The sequence below is a fragment of the Saccharopolyspora elongata genome (assembly GCF_004348985.1).
GTDB lineage: Bacteria > Actinomycetota > Actinomycetes > Mycobacteriales > Pseudonocardiaceae > Saccharopolyspora > Saccharopolyspora elongata.
Window position 1 is genome coordinate 1 of the sequence record NZ_SMKW01000039.1, and the last position, 18,908, is coordinate 18,908.

General features: G+C 69.5%; 17 protein-coding genes. 14 read left to right on the forward strand and 3 right to left on the reverse strand.

What is annotated here, in order from left to right; all coding sequences use genetic code 11:
* Positions 1-30: 30 nt before the first annotated feature.
* The 8 genes from E1288_RS26280 to E1288_RS26315 all read left to right on the forward strand — a co-directional run bounded on the left by E1288_RS26280 (position 31) and on the right by E1288_RS26315 (position 8,353).
* The gene (locus tag E1288_RS26280; protein WP_132489556.1) at positions 31-1,446 is read left to right on the forward strand and encodes a GntP family permease; all 1,416 of its coding nucleotides are present in this window, start codon (positions 31-33) and stop codon (positions 1,444-1,446) included.
* 126 nt (positions 1,447-1,572) lie between these two features.
* A complete protein-coding gene (locus tag E1288_RS26285) occupies positions 1,573-3,294 on the forward strand; it encodes an amidohydrolase family protein (RefSeq protein WP_207954559.1) in 1,722 nt (573 codons plus the stop codon).
* Positions 3,295-3,385: 91 nt separating this feature from the next.
* Positions 3,386-3,685 carry a DUF6506 family protein gene (locus E1288_RS26290; protein WP_093266828.1) on the forward strand — a complete coding sequence of 100 codons (300 nt, stop codon included), beginning with the start codon at positions 3,386-3,388 and terminating at the stop codon, positions 3,683-3,685.
* Between the two features lie 90 nt (positions 3,686-3,775).
* Positions 3,776-4,936, forward strand: coding sequence for a lactonase family protein (locus E1288_RS26295; RefSeq protein WP_235883816.1), 1,161 nt, complete (start codon positions 3,776-3,778; stop codon positions 4,934-4,936).
* Positions 4,937-5,216: 280 nt separating this feature from the next.
* Entirely contained in the window at positions 5,217-6,092 is an 876-nt protein-coding gene (locus E1288_RS26300) for an ABC transporter ATP-binding protein (protein WP_132489558.1), read from the forward strand.
* Positions 6,089-7,051: an ABC transporter permease subunit gene (locus E1288_RS26305; RefSeq protein ID WP_132489560.1), complete on the forward strand. Its 963-nt coding sequence runs from the start codon at positions 6,089-6,091 to the stop codon at positions 7,049-7,051. Before E1288_RS26300 ends, E1288_RS26305 begins: the two co-directional genes overlap by 4 nt.
* 55 nt (positions 7,052-7,106) lie before the next feature.
* Positions 7,107-7,508 carry a GntR family transcriptional regulator gene (locus E1288_RS26310; RefSeq protein ID WP_132489562.1) on the forward strand — a complete coding sequence of 134 codons (402 nt, stop codon included), beginning with the start codon at positions 7,107-7,109 and terminating at the stop codon, positions 7,506-7,508.
* Entirely contained in the window at positions 7,505-8,353 is an 849-nt protein-coding gene (locus E1288_RS26315) for an ABC transporter ATP-binding protein (RefSeq protein ID WP_132489564.1), read from the forward strand. The genes E1288_RS26310 and E1288_RS26315 overlap by 4 nt, the downstream gene beginning before the upstream one ends.
* Before the next feature lie 47 nt (positions 8,354-8,400).
* Here the strand turns inward: E1288_RS26315 and E1288_RS26320 are convergent, their stop codons facing one another.
* A complete protein-coding gene (locus tag E1288_RS26320; RefSeq protein WP_328592489.1) occupies positions 8,401-10,299 on the reverse strand; it encodes a glycoside hydrolase family 5 protein in 1,899 nt (632 codons plus the stop codon).
* Between the two features lie 269 nt (positions 10,300-10,568).
* Between E1288_RS26320 and E1288_RS26325 the strand changes: the two genes are divergently transcribed.
* The 6 genes from E1288_RS26325 (at position 10,569) to E1288_RS48975 (ending at position 17,803) form a co-directional block, all read left to right on the forward strand.
* Entirely contained in the window at positions 10,569-11,855 is a 1,287-nt protein-coding gene (locus tag E1288_RS26325; protein ID WP_132489566.1) for an extracellular solute-binding protein, read from the forward strand.
* Between the two features lie 141 nt (positions 11,856-11,996).
* Positions 11,997-12,878, forward strand: coding sequence for a carbohydrate ABC transporter permease (locus tag E1288_RS26330; RefSeq protein ID WP_132489568.1), 882 nt, complete (start codon positions 11,997-11,999; stop codon positions 12,876-12,878).
* Entirely contained in the window at positions 12,875-13,726 is an 852-nt protein-coding gene (locus tag E1288_RS26335) for a carbohydrate ABC transporter permease (protein WP_132489570.1), read from the forward strand. The genes E1288_RS26330 and E1288_RS26335 overlap by 4 nt, the downstream gene beginning before the upstream one ends.
* Complete coding sequence (locus E1288_RS26340) at positions 13,723-15,201, forward strand: beta-N-acetylhexosaminidase (RefSeq protein WP_132489572.1); 1,479 nt, start codon at positions 13,723-13,725, stop codon at positions 15,199-15,201. Before E1288_RS26335 ends, E1288_RS26340 begins: the two co-directional genes overlap by 4 nt.
* 89 nt (positions 15,202-15,290) lie before the next feature.
* Entirely contained in the window at positions 15,291-17,324 is a 2,034-nt protein-coding gene (locus tag E1288_RS26345) for a hypothetical protein (protein WP_235883817.1), read from the forward strand.
* A complete protein-coding gene (locus E1288_RS48975; RefSeq protein WP_235883818.1) occupies positions 17,258-17,803 on the forward strand; it encodes a hypothetical protein in 546 nt (181 codons plus the stop codon). The genes E1288_RS26345 and E1288_RS48975 overlap by 67 nt, the downstream gene beginning before the upstream one ends.
* A 53-nt stretch (positions 17,804-17,856) precedes the next feature.
* Here E1288_RS48975 and E1288_RS47175 read toward each other — a convergent pair whose 3' ends face one another.
* Positions 17,857-18,000, reverse strand: coding sequence for a hypothetical protein (locus tag E1288_RS47175; protein WP_165968268.1), 144 nt, complete (start codon positions 17,998-18,000; stop codon positions 17,857-17,859).
* 351 nt (positions 18,001-18,351) lie between these two features.
* Entirely contained in the window at positions 18,352-18,882 is a 531-nt protein-coding gene (locus E1288_RS26350; RefSeq protein ID WP_132489574.1) for a hypothetical protein, read from the reverse strand.
* Positions 18,883-18,908: the final 26 nt, after the last annotated feature.

Sequence of the window (18,908 nt, forward strand, 5' to 3'; positions counted from 1 at the left end):
CTCCCCTTCCCCCTCCCTAGGAGCCCCGCAGTGGACACCTTCCTCCACTGGCTGCAGCACGAGACCTCCGGACTGCTCACGTTGTGCGCGGTCGGCATCGCGGTGCTGCTGCTGATGATCATCAAGTTCCGCATCGAACCGTTCATCGCCCTGATCGTCTCCGGGCTGCTGATCGCGCTGGCCGCCGGCCTGTCGGTCCAGGAAATCGTCGGCACCGCGCAGAAGAGCAGCGAATCGCTGCTGGAAGGCGGTTTCGCCGGAATCCTCGGGCACATCACCGCGATCGTCGGCCTCGGCACGATCCTCGGCTCGATGCTGGAGGCCTCCGGCGGCGCGCAGCTGCTGACCCGCAGGCTGCTCGCCGCCTTCGGCGAGCGCCGCGCGCCGCTGGCGATGGGCCTGTCCGGCTTGGTGTTCGGCATCCCGGTGTTCTTCGACATCGGCATCTTCGTGCTGGCGCCGCTGGTGTACGTGGTGGCCCGGCAGGGCAAGCGGTCCATCCTGCTGTACTGCCTGCCGCTGGTGGCCGGGCTGTCCATGACGCACGCGTTCCTGCCGCCGCACCCCGGCCCGGTGGTGGCCGCCGGGCTGCTCGGGGTGGACCTGGGCTGGGTGATCCTGATGGGCTTCGCCTGCGGCATCCCGGCCTTCATCGCCAGTGGTCTGCTCTACCCGGTCTGGATCGGCAACCGCATCCACCTGCCGGTGCCGGAGGACATGCTGGCCGCGGCCGACGCGGTCGCCGAGAAGAACGCCGCCGAGGGCCGCCGCGACCCGAGCCTGGGCACCGTCGGGTTCATCATCGGCCTGCCGATGGTGCTGATCCTCGGCGCCACCTTCGGCAGCGTCACGCTGCCCAAGGGCAGCACGGCGCTGAACGTGCTGACCTTCTTCGGCAACCCCACCGTGGCGCTGACCATCGCGGTGCTGCTGTCGTTCTGGCTGCTGGGCACGCGGCGCGGGATGACCGGCAAGGAGATCTCCGAGCTGACCGGCGCCGCGCTGCGCCCGCTGGGGATGATCCTGCTGGTGATCGGCGCGGGCGGGTTCTTCGGCAAGGTGCTGGCCGAAACCGGCGTCGGCGAGGCGCTGGCCGGGTCGCTGCAGTCCACCGGGCTGCCGGTGCTGGTGTCGGCGTACGTGATCAGCAGCGGCCTGCGCATCGCGCAGGGTTCCGCGACGGTGGCGATCGTGACCACCGGCGGCATCATCGCCCCGCTGCTGCACGCCGGCGACTACTCGCAGGCGCAGCTGGCGCTGATCGCGGTGGCCATCGCCGCCGGTTCGATCATCGCCTCGCACGTCAACGACGGCGGCTTCTGGATCATCAGCCGCTACTTCGGCATCCCGGTCAAGGACATGCTGAAGAGCTGGACGGTGCTGGAGACGATCCTGTCGGTGGTGGGCTTCGCGATGGCGGCCCTGCTCAGCGCGCTGGTTCCGTAGCCACCGCTGGGCCGAACGGCCGGAAGGACGCCGATTTCCTTGCTGCGGCGCCGGAAATGCCCGTAACCTTCAACGGATTGTCAACTGAGGAACGGGTTCACCGACGCCGACGCGAGGAGTGTCCGCATGGGCCTGAGCAGACGGTCGTTGCTTCGATCCGCTGGTGCCGCAGCGGGTTTGGTGGGGTTGACGCCGGCGCTGGCGGACGCCGCCGCGCTGATCCCGGCGGATGCGCCGACCCCGCCGCGCGGCCCGGGCGAAGGGCTCGGTCCATTCCGCAAGCTCGTGGTCCGCGGCGTCAACGTGATCGTCGGGACCCGCGGCGAGGTGCGCGGCCCGGTGGACGTCGTCATCGCGGGCAACCGGATCCAGCAGATCATCCCGGCCGGCGCGCCGTCGCAACAGCTCGCGCCGAACCGGGCGCCGCACGACGCCGAGCACGAGATCGACGCGACAGGCATGTGGCTGCTGCCCGGGTTCGTGGACGAGCACGCCCACAGCGGTACGGGCGGTTCGCCGCGGACCTACGCGTACAAGCTGTGGCTGGGCCACGGCGTCACCACGGTTCGCGGCGTTTCGCTGACCAAGAACGCCGATGCCGTCGCGGACCAGGAACGCAGCGAGCGCAACGAGATCGTGGCGCCGCGCATCGTCAACTACCAGACTCCGGGCAGCGGCTGGGAGGACGGCCCGGTCGATTCGCCGGAGAAGGCGCGCCGCTGGGTGGACTGGGCCGCGCGGCACGGCGTGGACGGCATCAAGTTCTTCGGCGAGGGCCCGTACGGGCGGCCGGAGATCGAGGCCGCGATCGCCCGGGCGAAGCGGCACGGGCTGGGCACCACCATGCACCACTCACCGCCGATCTACCCGCAGCTCAACGCGCTGGAAACCGGTCGGCTCGGCTTGGGCACGGTGACCCACTTCTACGGCCACTTCGAGGCACTGCTCAAAGAGGGCCGCGAACACCCGAAGCCGCCGGACTACGACTACGAGAACGAGGCGTCGCGCTGGCGCGCGGTGGCCGAAGTCATCGACTACACCTTCCCGCCGGGTTCGCCGCAGTGGCGGTCGTACCTGGCGCGGCAGCTGGACAACGGCGTGACGTTCGGGCCGACGTTCGGCGTCTACCTGGCCGGGCGGGACCTGTTGCGGGCGCGCGGCCTGGAGTGGCATCCGCGGTTCGCGCTGCCGTCGCTGTGGAACTTCTGGGAGCCGAGTCCCGAGGCGCACGGCTCGTTCTACTACGACTGGCGCACAGAGGACGAGGTGCGCTGGAAGCGCTTCTACCTGCAGTACATGCAGCTAGTCCACGACTACAAGGCGATCGGCGGCCGGATCGCGGGCGGCACCGACCCGGGCTTCATCTACAACCTGTACGGCTTCGCCAACATCGCCGAGCTGGAAATGCTGCGGGAGGCCGGACTGTCGCCGATCGAGGCCATCGAGGCGATGACGTACGGCACCGCGCAGACGCTCGCCGAGCCGACCGGTGCCGCGCCGGAGTTCGGGCTCGTCCGGGAGGGCCTGCTGGCGGACCTGGCGATCGTCGGCGAGAACCCGCTGCAGGACCTGAAAACGCTGTACGGCACCGGAACTCCCCGGCTCGACCCCGAAACCGGCGACATCAAGCGCATCGGCGGCGTGCAGTGGACGATCCGCAACGGCATCGTCTACGACGCGAAGCGCCTGCTCGCCGACGTCGCCGAGATGGTGCAGGCGCAGAAGGCGGCCGGCGCGTGCCGGGACGTCGATCCGGACTGGAGCACCGCGGGCCCCTGCGGCGGCAACCCGGGCGCCGACGTCGCTCCCGCCGCGAAACCCGCGAAGCGCGCGGCTGCGCTCCCCTGACCACTAGCGCGGTGCAGTGCGGATCACCTCCGATCGCGCCCGGTTTCTGCTTGGCTGGTCGTGTTGGCGATAACGACCGCGGGAGGTTCGCATGGCGCTCACGCACTGGGGATTCATCTACACGGCAGCGGGCAGCACTTCGGGCGGCGATTTCAACGTCGTCGACACCGGCGAGTGCCGCACCGTTCTCGTCGGGGTGGACAAGCCCGAAGAGGGCATCGAGGTCGCACGTCGTCTGGTGGAGGAGGGTGCGCAGCTGATCGAACTGTGCGGTGGGTTCGGGCCGGTTTGGGCCGGGCGGATCATCGAGGCGATCGACGGCGCGGTCCCGGTCGGCACCGTCGGCTACGGCCCCGAGGCCGTCGACCAGGTGCACGCGATCTTCTCCTGACCCGGGCGACCTTAGGCCGTTTTGGTCTAGTCCAATCGGGCCCGATGCGGCAGACTGACGCGCGATCATCCACCGAACAGGGAGAACATCGTGCGGGACAACGCAATGCCGCGTCGCCGGTTCCTCACCGCGGTCGGCGCAGTCGGCTTCGCCGGTGCGGCCGGGATCGCCACGACCAGCACCGCCTGCGCGGCACCCCCGGCCGCCGCGCCGCACCCCGCCACGCCGGCGACGCACCACCAGGCGGGCCTGATGACGCTCATCGGCAGCTACACCTCGGCGAACCCGCCGGGCCGCGGCCTGGAGGTCGCGATCCGCAACGAGGCCGGCGTGCTCGAACCGTCCGGAGTGGTCGACGGGGTGCCCGACGCGTCGTTCTTCGCCTGGTCGCCGGACCACAAGTTCCTGTACGTCACCAACGAGATCCCGCAGGGCACGATCACCGCCGTGGACCTCTCCGCGCACCACCCGGTGGTGCTCAACAGCCGGCCCAGCGGCGGCGCGGGGCCGACGCACATCGCGATGCATCCCAGCGGCGAATTCCTGTTCACCGCCAACTACACCGACGGCACGGTCGCCGTGCACCGCCGCAACGCCGACGGCAGCATCGGCGAGTCCACCGACCTGGTCAAGCACCCCGGCTCCCAGCCGCACGCCCACCAGGTGCTCGTGGACCCCACCAAGAGGTGGGTCGTCGCCGTCGACCTCGGCGCGGACGCGGTGTTCGTCTACGCCTTCGACACCGCCACCGGCAAGCTCACCCAGCACCAGCACCTGGAGCTCCCGGCGGGCAGCGGACCCAGGCACCTGGCGTTCAACTACACCCGCGCGTACCTGCTGGCCGAGCTGAAGTCCGAGATCACGGTGCTGGACTGGGATCCGGAGGCCGGCCGGTTCACCCCGGGCCAGGTCGTCGGCACCCGCGAGCCCGACGCGTCCGGCGAGAACTTCCCGGCGGAGATCGCGATCTCCCGCGACGCGAAGTTCGCCTACGCCTCCAACCGGGGCGACGACAACATCGCCACGTTCGCCATCGACGAAGCGGGCCTCACCTTCCAGGGCACGACGCCGACGGGCGGCAGCTGGCCCCGGCACTTCGCCCTGGACCCGGAGCAGACGTCCCTGTTCGTGGCCAACCAGCGAGCGGGCACGATCACCCGCCTGGCCCGCGACCCCGGCACCGGGGTCCTCACCCCCACCCAGGACAGCTTCGCCTGCCCCTCGGTCGCGGCCATCACCTTCCACGGCTGACCGGTTTCTGCCGCGGCGGCCCGGCTGGGCGCTAGGCGCCGAGCCGGGCCTCGATCCCGGCGACGATTCTGGGCCGTCCGGCAGCCGTGTCCGCCGGTGCGCGCGGCGGAGGGTTTTCCTCCACGAACGTCGATCCCGCTGGTGGCGAAGGGGATTGCCGCTTCCGCTCCGCGGGGGCCGGTCGGGGGTTCGGCGGCTTGGCGAACAACGCGCTCCCACCCGGTGTACTGTTTCACTAGATAACTGGTGAAATGGTTTTATTTGACCGGGAAGGGCGATCATGAATGCAGGAGAGGTGCCCGCGGTGCGGACGCACCAGCTGGCCAAGAGATATCGCCGCGGGTGGGCGCTGCGCGGTTGTTCGCTGTCGTTGCCCCCGAACCGGGTGGTCGCGCTGGTCGGCCACAACGGGGCGGGCAAGAGCACTCTGATGGGTCTGACCGCCGGTCTGCTCAAGCCGACCGAGGGCGACATCGAGGTGTTCGAGCGGCGGCCCAGCGGAACCGGTGCGCCTGAGGAAGTGGCCTACGTGACCCAGCAGAAGCCGCTCTACGCCGGCCTGACCGTGTCGGAGACGCTGCGCTTCGCCGCGCGGATGAACACCCGCTGGGACCAGGCGTACGCGGAGCAGCTCGTCCGATCGGCGGAGGTGCCGTTCGACGCCAAGGTCGGCAAGCTCTCCGGCGGGCAGCGCACCAGGGTGGCGCTCGCGCTGGCGCTGGGGAAGCGCCCCAGGCTGCTGATGCTCGATGAGCCCCTGGCCGAGCTGGACCCGCTGGCCCGGCAGGCGACTCTGCGCACGCTGCAGGAGGAATCCCAGCAGCACGGCATCGGGATCCTGCTGTCCTCGCACGTGCTGGAAGAACTCGAAGCGGTCTGCGATCACCTGGTGCTGCTGAGCCGCGGCCGGGTGCGGTTGGACGGGCCGGTCGCCGATCTCGTTGCCCGGCACCGCGTTCTGCGGGGAGCCGGGCAGCTGCCCGTTGCGCCGGGCGACGTCGTCGACAGCGTGCACTCCGGGCAGGAGCAGGTCCTGATCACCAAGCGGCGCGGGCCGGTGACAGCATCCGGGTGGCGCGAGCACGCGCCCCGGTTGAACGACATCGCGCTGGCCTACATGCGCAACAACGACGACAACGCGGAGGTGGCGGCATGATCTGGGTCGCCTGGCGGCAACATCGCGCACAGCTGATCACCCTGGCCGCCCTGCTGCTGCTCGGTAGCGCGACCGTGCTGGTGCTGCATGCCAGCATGACCGGTGACATCGAGGAGTACGGCCTGCAGACGTGCCTGTCGATCCGCGAGAAGACCCCCGACTGCGCGCAGATGCGGGTGGAGTTCCAGAAGGAATGGTTCGATCTGATCAAGATCGGACAGGGAATGGTCTTCGCGCTCCCGGTGCTGCTGGGTGCGTTCTTCGCCGCGCCGTTGTTCGCCCGGGAGATCGAGCACGGCACCCACGTGCTCGCCTTCACCCAGTCCGTCAGCCGGCTCCGCTGGATGCTCACCAAGGTGGCGGTGCTGCTGCTGCCGTCCGCCGTCGTGGCGTTGGTGCTCCAGTTGCTCGTCGCCCGGTGGGTGGCGGCCGCCGGGATGCTGGGCCCGTTGCGGAGCGGCCCGTTCCAGTGGCTGAGCTTCGACACCACCGGGCCGATGCCGGTCGTGCACCTGCTGTTCAGCTTCGCCCTGGGTGCACTGCTGGGCGCGGTCATGCGGCGTTCGCTGATGGCCCTGTCCACCACGCTCGGCACGCTGGTCGTCCTGCGCGTCGTGGTGACCAACGTCGCCCCGAACTTCTTGCCGGTGCAGCGCCTCACCACGTCCGACCCGACGATCAGTGCGACGCCCAGTGAGCCCGGGGCCATGGTGCTGGACTCCGGCTTCCTCGGTAAAGGCGGGCAGCTCCTGCGCCCTGAGTCGTCGGACGTGACCTCCTGCCCGATTGGTGTGGACTTTGGTGCCTGCTACGCGGAGAAGGGTCTGACCGGAACCTTCGCCGACGTGATCTACCCGTCCGCGGCGCCGGGTCTGCAGCTGGCCGAGTTCGCCGTTTTCGGCCTCGCCGCGATCTTGCTGCTGGTGGGAACCGCGTGGACGCTGCAACGGCAGCACTGATCCGGCGGCGCCGGGTTCCGCGCTCGGATGAGCGGGGCGGATTATGCTGGGCCGTATGATCGAGTTCCGGATCGACCGTCGTTCCGGGGTCTCCACGTACGTCCAGATCATCCAGCAGGTCAAACAGGCCATGCGGCTGGGCCTGCTGGGGCCCGGTGATCGGCTGCCCACTGCGCGTGAGGTGGTGGAGGCGACGGCGGTCAATCCGAACACGGTGCTCAAGGCGTACCGCGAACTCGAGCGCGAATCGCTGGTCGAGGCCCGGCGAGGGGTGGGAACCTTCGTGACGCGTTCGCTGGCGAGCGAGCTGACCGCCGTCGAAGCGCCGTTGCGACGCGATCTGGAGGACTGGATGAGCCGCGCGAAGAGCGGTGGTCTCGCCGTGGAGGCCGTCGACGCGCTCTATGCTGCCGTCCGAGACGAGCACTTCCACGCTGAGGGGCCGAACGCAACATGAGCGCGTTGAGCACCACCGGGTTGTCCAAGAGCTACGGCCGGAAACCGGCGCTCCAGGACTGCACCGTCGAACTGCCCGAGGGAAAGGTGATCGGGCTGGTCGGCGCGAACGGCGGGGGCAAGAGCACCTTCCTCGGGCTGGCGGCCGGACTGATCCGGCCGTCGGCCGGGCAGGTGCGGGTGTTCGGTGACGAGGTGCGCGGCCGCCTGCACCCGGACGCGTCGTACCTGCCGCAGCACCGCCCGCTGTACAAGGACTTCACCATCGCGGAGATGATCCGGACGGTGGGCGCCGTGAACCAGCGGTGGTCGCCGGAGCGGGTGGAGGAGGCCCTGGCCGCGCACCCGGAGATGGCTCGGAGCAGCCGCGTCAGTTCTTTGTCGCAGGGCATGCGCACCCAGCTCGCGCTCGCGCTCAGCCTCGGCCGGCTGCCGAAGCTGCTGCTGCTCGACGAGCCGATGTCGGATCTCGATCCGCTCGCCCGGGAGGACTTCCTCCGGCTGGTGATGACCGATGTCGCCGAGCGCGGGATGACGGTGGTGCTGTCCTCGCACTCGCTGGGTGAACTGCGCGACGTGTGCGATCACCTCATGCTGCTGCACGCCGGACAGGTGCTGCTCAACGGTGATGTCGAGAAGATCCTCGACGACCACCTCGACGTCATCGGCCCGGCCGACGACGGAGGCTCGGTCACCGGCACGGTGATCCACACGAGGCGAACGGGCCGGCAGCAGCGCTCGCTCGTGCGCACCCCCGGCTCGCTCGCGGCGGGCTGGGAGGGGCAGCGGCCGGAGCTCGAAGGGCTCGTGACGGACTACCTGCGGGCTCGGCAGGGAAATCGCTGATCACCGCGCCGGTCGGGCGTGCAGGTGCAGCGTGGTGACCGCCACGATCACTCTCGCTCGGAACTCCAGGTGCGACACAGCAGCGCATCCGGTTCCTTTGCCGGGGAGCCTGCTCGGGCGCTGAAGGCGACTCCTGCGATGTACTCGCCGTTCGCGCACTGTCCCTTGTAGTGGCCCGTGGCGAAGTCTCCGCCGCGGGCCTCCGGCGGGCGGGCGTCCGACCTGTCGAACCAGACCGCGCTCCCGGTCGTGCCGAGCCGGTTCGCGACCTTTCCGCACACCGTCGACGACAGGTCCGCTCCCCTGGTCGCGTAGCCGGCGACGAAGGAATCCGGCGGGCACTGGAACTTCGTGAAGCCCGGCGCCCAGTCGTCGGTCACGTGCCGCTCGTCGCGGACCACCTCGTAGCCCGCATCCCAGCCGCCGCCTCCGCTGTCGGTGCACAGGCCTCGGGAACCCGTGTGGCTCAGGCCGATCAGGCGCTGACCGTCCGGGCAGGCCGCCTTGCCCGCACCCGGGTCCCAATCCGGTTCGGCCCGCAGGCGGGCCGACTGCACGAGGTCGCCGTGGTCCACGTCCAGCATTCGCCAGGTGTCGGCCGGTTTCGGCGGGCTCGCCTCGGCGTTCACCAGCCGGTGCCAGGCTTCCGCGCGCCAGTCGTCGCCGTCGTCGACGAACATCCTGTTGCCCGCGGCATCCCAGTGCACCAGGCCCCAGCCGTTGCCCTGCCGGTTCTCGTGCCAGCCGACCAGCGGCCAGTATGCGAAGTCGGTGTCGTTGGCGATGAGGAAGTCGACGAAGTTGCCGAACCAGGCCCGCTCCTTCGGGTCCTGCTCGTCACAACCACCCACGCCGAACTCGCTGATCCACAGCGGCGCGGTGAAGTGCTGCCCCTCCTCGGTGACGAAGAACGCCTGCCGGCGCAGCACGTCGTAGAGCTGGTCGCGGTCCATGTCCCGGTACCGCGGATCGTGCGTCTCCCCCAGGCCGGTGGCGCCGGTGTGGTTCGGGCCGGTGTAGCCGTAGAAGTGCGCCGAGTACACCAGCTTTCCCGAGGTCACCAGCGTGTGCGACAGGGTGCGGACCGGTTCCAGCGTCGGCCTGCCGTGCGGGAGGCCGTCCAGTGGGATGCCGGTCCAGTTGATGCCTTCGATGATGATCAGCAGGTTCGGGTTGGCCTCGTCGAGGATCCGGTCCGCGGCGCGTTGGGAGGCCGCGAACCAGTCGTGGTTGTCACCGAGTCCCCAGTTCGGATCGTCGAAGACGTCGCGGCGCACCTCGTTGTAGAGATCCGCGCCGACCACGCGCGGGTTGTCACGGTAGCGACTGGCCATGAAGAGCCAGCCCTCTTCCCACTTCTGGTCGCTCTGGCTGCTGTTCCAGCGCTCGTTGCCATCTACGCCGCAGCACCAGCGGGTCGTGTTGGTGTGGTTGTTCAGGATCACCGCGAAACCACTGTCGGTGAGCGCGGCAACGGCCGCGTCGTACACCTGGAGCCGGGTCTTGCCGCGCAGTTCGGGGTTCGCGGCCACCGCCGCGTCCGGCACGGTCGCCGGGTCGTCGATCATGTCGGTGGAGAACGGCAGCCGGATGCTGTTGAGCCCGAGTTCCCGGAAGCTGTCGACGATTTCGCGCATCGAGGCCCGGTCCAGGCCGAGCGGGATGCCGCTGCTGTTCTCCCCCGCGTGGTGGTTGGCGGGGTCGGTGATGTCGCCGCTGCCGTTCCAGGTCCCGCTGGCGCCGTGCCAGTTCCCGGCCTTCAGCTTGAAGCGGTTCCCGCCCGCGTCGACGATGTAGCGCCCTTCGGTATGCAGCGGTCCGGCCCAGGCTTCGCCGGATTCCGCGATTTTCCCGGTTTTCGCCTCGGCGGGCGGTTGGACAGGCGCCAGCAGCGGCAGCGCGAGGACGGCGGCGAGCACCCCGGCGATCATGCGTACGTCTCCCAAGTCGGCTTCCCAATCAGGTCGAACGATTCGCGGATTCGGCAGCGGGAACTCAATCTTCGCAGGTACCAGCGGTCGAAATGATCTGTGAAATCAACGCTTTTCCCGTTCTCACCGGGAAAAACTAGATCGCGAGACAGTCGCGGCGGCGCAACGACACGGTCCCGAACGAGCCATGATTGGTTCAGACCTTGCCTTCGGGGAAACCGGTCCTTACGATCCGATTGCTCAATGCAAAACGGGAATTGCACATGATGCAACGGAGAATCCCCATGCGCGCCTGGAAAGTCATCACCGTCGCCGCCGTCGGCGCGCTGCTCGCGGCCTGCGGCCCGCCGCAGGTCCAGCAGTCCGCGCCCACCGAGGACGAACGCACCGGAACCCTGCGGGTCTGGCTGTTCGACGAAACCAACCGCGGTCCGAAGCAGGCCACTGTGGACGAGGCGGTCGCCCGCTTCGAAGCCGAACACCAAGGCGTGCAGGTGGATGTCCAGTACATCCCCGTGGACACCCGGTCACAGCGCTTCACCGGCGCCTTCAACGACCCGGCCAGCGCGCCGGACGTCGCCGAGTACGGCAACACCGACGTGGCCGGGTACGTCGCCGCCGGCGGCCTGGCCGACCTCACCGGGAACCTCGGCCAGTGGCCCGAATCCCGCGACCTGAACCCGTCCGTGCTGGAGACCGCGAAGGTCGACGGCAAGGTCTACGGCGTGCCCTGGTACACCGGCATCCGCGCGTTGTACTACCGCACCGACGTCTTCGCCGAGCTGGGCCTGCAGCCGCCGCGCACGCTGGCGGAACTGGCCGACACCGCGCAGCGGATCCGCACCGCCCGCCCCGACATGTACGGCATCTCCATCGGCGGCAAGTACCACTACGCGCTGATGCCGTTCATCTGGGCCAACGGCGGCGACCTGGCCCGCCGGGACGGCGAGAAGTGGGTGTCCACTGTGGATCAGCCCGCCGCCCGCCAGGGCGTCGACGCCTACGCGTCGCTGATCACCGGCGGGGCGTGCCCGCGCGAGCAGTGCGCGGACCTGACCGGCAGCCAGGCCGTGCAGGCGTTCGCCTCCGGCAAGGCGGCGATGACGATCGGCGGCGACTTCAACCGCGCCGCGGTCGACGCCGGTGCCGCCGGCGGGAAGTACGCCGTCGTGCCGCTGCCCGGCAACACCGCCGGTTCGGTCGCCCCGGCCTTCGCCGGCGGCAACATGCTCGGCGTCATGAAGTCGTCCAAGCGCGCGACGCTGGCGCGCGAGTTCGTGCAGCTGCTCGCGGGCAAGGAGTACCAGCGCAAGATGTACGCGGCGATGGGCAACCTGCCGACCTTCACCGACGTGCAGCAGGAACTCGCGGCCGGTGACCCGAAGGTCGCGCCGTTCGTGCAGACGCTGCAGGCGGGCACCCGGTTCGTGCCCACCTCGGCGACCTGGTCGAAGGTCGACGCGCAGGGCGTCCTGCCGACGATGGTGCAGCAGATCATCACCGGCACCAGCGTCGACGAGGCGACCGGCAACGCGGCCAAGCAGATGGACACCGTCTTCGAAGGTCGCTGAGATGGGGGTTTCGACGCGGCGGACCGGTGGATCCGCAATTTCCATTGAAATCGAAGGTCCAATTTCAATGGAAATTGCGGCCATCCCGGAGCGGCTCCGCTACCCGCGCCGCTGCGCAACACGAGTTCGAGGTCAGGTGTGATGGCCGCGCTGTTCTACCTCGCACCGGCGGCGCTGCTACTCATCGGCATGATGGGCTACCCGCTCTACCAGCTGGTGCAGATCTCCCTGTACGAGTACGGACAGGCGCAGGCGTCCGGTGGCGTGCCGGTGGTGTTCCTCGGCGCGGACAACTACCTGACGCTGCTCGGGGACGGCCAGTTCTGGACGATCCTGGTGCAGACCTGCGTCTTCGCCGCGGTCTGCGTGGTGGGCAGCCTGGCGGTGGGCATCGCGCTAGCGGTGCTGGCCACCAGGATCAGCCCGCTGCCGCGGCTGCTGCTGTTCCTCGCCGCCATCGGCGCCTGGGCCACCCCTGCGATGGCCGGGTCGACGGTCTGGCTGTTCTTGTTCGACCAGGACTTCGGCCTGGTCAACGAGGTGCTCACCGGCGTCGGCATCGACGGCGCGGCGGGCTTCTCCTGGACCTACGACAAGTTCGTGGCCTTCGGCCTGGTCGCCGCCGAGGTGATCTGGTGCTCGTTCCCGTTCGTGCTCGTCACCACCTACGCCGGGCTCACCGGGATCCCGAGCGAGATGGTGGAGGCCGCGGCGCTGGACGGGGCGTCGGCCTGGCGCACCGCGCGCAGCGTGCTGCTGCCGATGCTGCGCCCGGTGCTGGTCATCGCCACCATCCAGTCGATCATCTGGGACTTCAAGATCTTCACCCAGATCTACGTGATGACCAACGGCGGCGGCGTGGCCGGGCAGAACATGGTCCTCAACGTCTACGCGTACCAGTCGGCCTTCGCGGGCTCGAACTACGGGCTCGGCTCGGCCATCGGCGTGGTGATGACCGTGCTGCTCATCTTGATCACGCTGGCCTACCTGCGGGCCCAGCGGAAGGACGAGGCCAACGCATGAGTGCATTGCGCAAACCCCGGCTGCTCGCCGCCAACTCGGTCGCGGTGCTGATCGCTGTCGTGGTGGCGTTCCCCCTGTACTGGATGGTGCTCTCGGCCTTCAAGCCGGAGGGCGAGCTGCTCTCGACCGATCCCCGGCCGTGGACCTTCACCCCCACCCTGGACAGCTTCCGCCGCGTGTTCACAGTGGACGGACTCGGCGGGTACTTCGTGAACAGCCTGCTGGTGGCCGGCGCGGTCGTGCTGGTCTCGCTGCTGATGTCGTTCCTCGCCGCCGTCGCGCTCACCAGGTTCCGCTTCCGCGGCCGCACCGTGCTGCTGCTGATGCTGCTGGTGGCGCAGATGGTTCCGGTGGAGGCGCTGACGATCCCGCTGTTCTTCCTGATGCGCGAGGTCGGTTCGGTCGCCCCGGCGTTCGGGCTCAACCACCTCGGTTCGCTGGTGCTGGTGCACCTGGCGTTCAGCCTGCCGCTGGCGATCTGGATGCTGCGCGGGTTCGTCGCGGCCGTCCCGGACGAGCTGGAGGAGGCCGCGACGCTGGACGGCGCGAGCCGCACCCGGTTCGTCTGGCAGGTGCTCTTCCCGCTGGTGGCACCGGGTTTGGTGGCCACCAGCGTGCTCTCGTTCATCCACGCATGGAACGACTTCCTGTTCGCCAAGACGTTCATCATCTCGGCGTCGGAGAACCAGACGCTGCCGATGGCGATCCTGGTGTTCTTCACCCCTGAGGGAAACGATTGGGGCGCGATCATGGCCGGTTCAACGCTGATGACGATTCCGGTGCTCATCTTCTTCGTGGTGGTGCAGCGGCGCCTGGTGTCCGGGCTGGCCGGGGCGGTGAAGGGATGAGCTGGGACTCGCTGGTACCGAAGCCCGCGCTGGTGGCACCGGCCGCGGGGATGTTCGAGCTGGACCGGGACACCACGGTGGGCGGCGAACCCACCACGGCCGACTGGTTCCGGCGGCACGTCGGCGCCGCCACCGGGCTGCCGCTGCCGGACGCGGCGCGGCCGACGATCGAGTTCCGCGTCGACCTGGCCGAATCCGCGCCCGGCGGCTACCGCGCGGAAATCCGGCCGGACGGCGTGGAAGTCGTCGCGCACGACGCGGCCGGCGCGCACCACGCCGCACAGACCCTGCGGCAGCTGCTCGGCCCGGCCGCGTACCGGAGCGCGCTTATCCACTATGGACGGTGCTTGTTGCCGTGCGGCCGGGTCGAGGACCGGCCGCGGTTCGCCTGGCGAGGCTGCCACCTGGACGTGGCCCGGCACTTCCTGCCCAAGCGCGAAGTCCTCCGGTTCGTCGAGCTGCTGGCCATGCACAAGCTCAACGTCCTGCACCTGCACCTGACCGACGACCAGGGCTGGCGCGTCGAGGTGCCGCGGTTCCCGAACCTGACCCGCGTCGGCGCCTGGCGGCGGCGCTCGATGGTCGGCCGCGGCGAGCAGCCCGAGTTCGACGAACGCCCGCACGGCGGCTTCTACACCAGCGACGACCTGCGGGAGATCGTCGCCCACGCCGCCCGGCACCACATCACCGTCGTCCCGGAGGTCGACGTGCCCGGCCACAGCCAGGCCGCGATCGCCGCCTACCCGGAACTGGGCACCGCGCAGCGGCCCCGCGTCTGGGAATCCTGGGGCGTCAGCGACGAAATCCTCAACACCGACCCGGCCACGCTGGACTTCTACCGCGCCGTCCTGGACCACCTGATGGAGGTCTTCCCGTCGCCGGTGATCTGCATCGGCGGCGACGAGGTCCCGGGCGCGACGCCGGCGCACGGCCCCTTCCTGCGCTCGCTCGTCGAGCACATCCACGCCCAGGGCCGTCGGGCATCGGCCTGGGACGAGATCCTGGAGTCGGTCGACCCGCTGCCGCCGCAGACCATCATCGCGACCTGGCGCGACGAACGGACCGCGCTGCTCGCCGCCGAGCGCGGCCACGACGTGGTGCTGTGCCCGGAACACCACCTCTACTTCGACCACCGGCAGTCCGACCACCCCGACGAGCCCATCCCGGTCGGCTTCAACACCACCCTCGAGGACGTCTACGCATACGAACCGCTGACCGAACGCGCGCTCGGCGTGCAGGCGCAGGTCTGGACCGAGCACCTGGACACCCCGCGCCGCGTCGACTACGCCACCTTCCCGCGGCTGACCGCGTTCGCCGAGGTCGCCTGGAGCAGCGACCGGGACTTCGCCGACTTCCGGCGCCGCCTCGTCGACCACCACCTGCCCCGCCTGGACGCCTACGGCGTCGAATACCGCCCGCTCGGCGGCCCGCTCCCCTGGCAGACCCGCCCCGGCGTGCCCGGCCGGCCGCGGTGAGCCGGCGGAGAAAACCCTGAAATCCGTCGGATTCTCCTCGGCCACCGGTAACGTCACGTTGAATGATCTACCGGTCACCGGAGGTGAGGATGACGGAAGCGCCCGTGAGCCAGGGAGTCCCGGTCTCCCGGCTGCCGTCCCGCCTCGGGCGGCGATGGGTCCGGCGACGCCGCGTGGAGAAGCTCCCGGACCAGCCGATCATCCACCTGCTGCGCGAGAACTCCTCCGGCCGGCTCATCGACCAGCTCTCCGACCACCTCGGCACCATCGTGCCGCACGTGGTGCTCGACGTCGGCGGGACGCCCGCCGAGACGCCGCGGCAGAAGTCGGTGCAGATCCGGAAGCTGCTGGACAACGCGGCCCAGGGGCTGCGCGACGCCGACTCCTGGCCGCGGATCGGCCGGCTGCGCTTCCGCCGGTACGCGCTGCTGAGCTGGCTGCTGAAGAAGAACCTGCCGCCGACGAACCTGGCCCAGGCCCCGCATTCGCACACCCGCCAGCTGCTGCGCGAATACCTCCGCAGCCGCCGGCCCCGGCGCGGCCAGGCCCAGCAGCAGGAGGCCGCGCTGTGGGAGTCGGCCGCGCAGAGCCTGCCGTGGTACCTCTTCGTGCTGTCGCTGACGTTCTTCCCGCTCTACTACGCGTGGTGGGTGCGCCGGAGCCGCGCCGCCCGCTGGTTCATGCGGCAGCGCTACCTGTCGCCGGGCGAATCCGCGGACTTCCCGAGCTTCGCGCAGCGCCTGATCACCACGCCGTCGCGCTGGGAGAACGCCGAACAGGTGCGGAAACTCCTGGTGCACGCGTTCCTGGCGGACCTCACCGATTCCTACGCGCGGCGGCTGTGGCGCTGGCAGTGGGTGCCCAAGGACTGCTACCCGGTCCTGCTGCTGCGCAACCTCGGCGAGGACACCGTCGGCAAGGTGCTGGTCCGGCTCATCAACGACGTGCGCAACGAGACCGGCCTGCCGGATCCGCTGCTGGTGATCGGCAGCGGCCCGGAACCGTTGCAGGACAGCGAGACGCCGAGCGCGCCGGTCACCCTCGAAAGCTGGCCGGAGACGCTGCAGGAAGCGCGGCGCAAGCGCTCGAACACCGCCTGGTACGTGACGCTGCGGGTGGCCGACGAACCGCCGTCGACGGAGGACGAGCCGGGCGTTTCGCTGGGCCAGACGACCCTGCCGCTGAAGCGCTCCAAGCTGCTGCGCCGCATCCCGATCCTGCTGGTGGTCCTGCTGGTGCTCGGGGGCGGCGGCGTCTACCTGCAGCAGTACTACGGCCACTGCGGCCGGAGCTGGTGGCCGTGGACCAACACCGCGCTGTGGTCGACCGGCGGCGAATGCGTCGGGATCGCCGACTCGGAGCACCGCTTCTCCGCCGACATCTCGGAGCCGCTGCTGCGCGATCGGCTCATCGCCGCGCAGGACCGGATCAACCAGCAGAACGCCGAGTCCGCGGACCTGCACCAGCGGTCGGTGGCGGACGGCAAGCAGGTCGCGTACTTCTCGATCGTCTACTTCAGCACCCTCACCGGCCGGGATCCCGACTCGTCGACGCTGGACGGGGTCGCGGCGGAGTTGGAAGGGCTGGCCGAGGCCCAGCGGAGCGCGCGGATCAACGACCGCGTGGCGATCCGGATCGTGCTCGCCAACGGCGGCGCGAAGATGAAGCACGCCGAGGCCGTCGCCGAGCACATCGTCGACTTCACCGAGCCCCGGCAGGAAGCACCGGTGGTGGCGGTCGTCGGGCTGGGCGGCAGCTGGCGGGAGACCGGCGACGCGATCACCGTGCTGGGCAGCAGCGGGCTCGCCATGGTGGGCACGGTGACCTCCGCCGACAGCTTCCCCGGCCTCAGCAGGCTCTACCACCAGGTGGGCCGACGAACCACTGGGAATCCGAGGTCATCGCGCAGCACGTGCGGGACCTGGGCAGCAAGAACGTCACCGTCTTCTACGACGAAGCCGACACCTACAGCAGGAACCTCGCGCTCGACGTCGACGCGCAACTGGGAGGTTCGGCCGAACTCCAGAACACCCAGAACGGCATCCCGTCGGACGCCGTGCAGTGCGGACCCGAATCGCTGGCCCTGTACACGGCGCGGGCGGACGACTTCAGCAACTACCTGAGCGCCGTGCAGGACCGGTGCGTCGGCGACGCCAACATGCCGAAGCTGATGGCCGGTGACGACGCGACGAAGTTCCTCCTCGACCGGGAGCTGCGGGAGGGGATCCAGCTCGACTACATCGACTTCACCGGGAAGCGCGTGCTACCGGGCGACGACGGGTTGGTGGGCCGGTCGATGCTGGCCTTCGACGCCGTCCACCTGGTCCGGCAGGCGGTGCAGAAGGTCACCGAAGGACAGACCGTTGTCGGGACGACGCCGTTGAACGGCCTGGCCGTCTGGTACGGGATCGCGCGGCTCAGCGAGAACCCCGAAGGCATCCGCGCGATCAGCGGCCCCATCGACTTCGGCTCGCCGACCGGGCAGGTCCCGGTGCGGAAGGCGATCTCGGTGATGCGAGTGGAGGGCAAGAGCGGGCGGGCGCCCGAGGTCGTGATGCACTGCGGCAGAACGCCGGAGCCGTCCCCCACCTGCCCCAGATGATGCGAGTGCCGGGCACCCCGGCGGGATGCCCGGCACTCGCGGCAGCGGAAAGACTAGCCACCCAGCAGCGGGAGCTTGATCCCGCCGAGGAGGCCGGTGATGGGGTCGCCGGCCGCACTGGCGATCCCGGCTTCTCCGAGCAGGACCAGGGTCGCCACCGCGGCGAGGGTTGCGAGCCAAGTGAGCTTTCGACGCATCGATGCCTCCATTCGATCGGGGTTTGCGGGCCGTGGATCACCATTTCGGAAGATTGGCCAGACCGCCCGCTCAACAGCACGAAAGTGCGTCACGCGAAATCACCTCACCCAGCTCGCCACGGGGTGGCACGCGGCTCCCAGCAAGCACGCCTTGAAGGTTCTCCACCGATCCAGGCAACCTCGGGCCGTCACGAGCAACCAGCCGCAGCGGCTGACGACCGGGTCGCCACACCGTGGGGCGGACGGCAGCAGCACCGCGTATTCGATCTGCTTCGAATACGCGGTGCTGATCTGCGGTTCTCCCAGCGCGGCGCCACCCTCATCGGCGGCTGTTGCTGTTCGGGGACAGCGTTAGTCGCAGTATTGCGCCGTCGCCCAGTGCGTGCCGCCCGCCAGGTGCGCGACGTATCCGGCGTCGCGAGCGGTGAAGGTGAACTCGATGTACGGGTAGGCGTCGATGTCTTCCGGGAAATCGTCGTCGGTGGCGGCGTCCCAGAAGCCGTCGGCTTCCCAGAAGGCAGGCGTGTTCCTCGTTTCGCTCACTTCGAAGGACTCGATGATCTCGTCGAACCGATCGAACAAGTCTTCGTCCGGTTCCGCCTCGTCGTCGAGCTCCTTCTCGAAGGCGTCCCTCAGCTCGTGCTCGTCGGCGATCGTGGCCGCCTGCTCGAAGGACATGGGCAGCCGGTCGTCCCCGAGCCCGTCGCCGACGAAGAAGCTCCCGTGCTTCATCCGGCGCCACGCGTCGACCATGATCTCCAGCGGGAGGAGGTCGTCGTCTTCTTCCGGGAGGATCCCCGCATCGGGGTTGATCATGTGGAAGCGACCGCGCACAGTGGCGTCGGTCTTGTCGTCGATGGAGATCCGGTAGAGGGAAGTCACGTTGCTGGGCTCCGTTCCAGGCATTG

Excerpts from the sequence above, each read along its gene's own strand:
- E1288_RS26285 (WP_207954559.1), top strand. The coding sequence starts at position 1,573 with ATGGGCCTGAGCAGACGGTCGTTGCTTCGATCCGCTGGTGCCGCAGCG.
- E1288_RS26290 (WP_093266828.1), top strand. The coding sequence starts at position 3,386 with ATGGCGCTCACGCACTGGGGATTCATCTACACGGCAGCGGGCAGCACT.
- E1288_RS26300 (WP_132489558.1), top strand. The coding sequence starts at position 5,217 with ATGAATGCAGGAGAGGTGCCCGCGGTGCGGACGCACCAGCTGGCCAAG.
- E1288_RS26305 (WP_132489560.1), top strand. The coding sequence starts at position 6,089 with ATGATCTGGGTCGCCTGGCGGCAACATCGCGCACAGCTGATCACCCTG.
- E1288_RS26310 (WP_132489562.1), top strand. The coding sequence starts at position 7,107 with ATGATCGAGTTCCGGATCGACCGTCGTTCCGGGGTCTCCACGTACGTC.
- E1288_RS26315 (WP_132489564.1), top strand. The coding sequence starts at position 7,505 with ATGAGCGCGTTGAGCACCACCGGGTTGTCCAAGAGCTACGGCCGGAAA.
- E1288_RS26325 (WP_132489566.1), top strand. The coding sequence starts at position 10,569 with ATGCGCGCCTGGAAAGTCATCACCGTCGCCGCCGTCGGCGCGCTGCTC.
- E1288_RS26330 (WP_132489568.1), top strand. The coding sequence starts at position 11,997 with ATGGCCGCGCTGTTCTACCTCGCACCGGCGGCGCTGCTACTCATCGGC.
- E1288_RS26335 (WP_132489570.1), top strand. The coding sequence starts at position 12,875 with ATGAGTGCATTGCGCAAACCCCGGCTGCTCGCCGCCAACTCGGTCGCG.
- E1288_RS26340 (WP_132489572.1), top strand. The coding sequence starts at position 13,723 with ATGAGCTGGGACTCGCTGGTACCGAAGCCCGCGCTGGTGGCACCGGCC.
- E1288_RS26345 (WP_235883817.1), top strand. The coding sequence starts at position 15,291 with ATGACGGAAGCGCCCGTGAGCCAGGGAGTCCCGGTCTCCCGGCTGCCG.
- E1288_RS47175 (WP_165968268.1), bottom strand. The coding sequence starts at position 18,000 with ATGCGTCGAAAGCTCACTTGGCTCGCAACCCTCGCCGCGGTGGCGACC.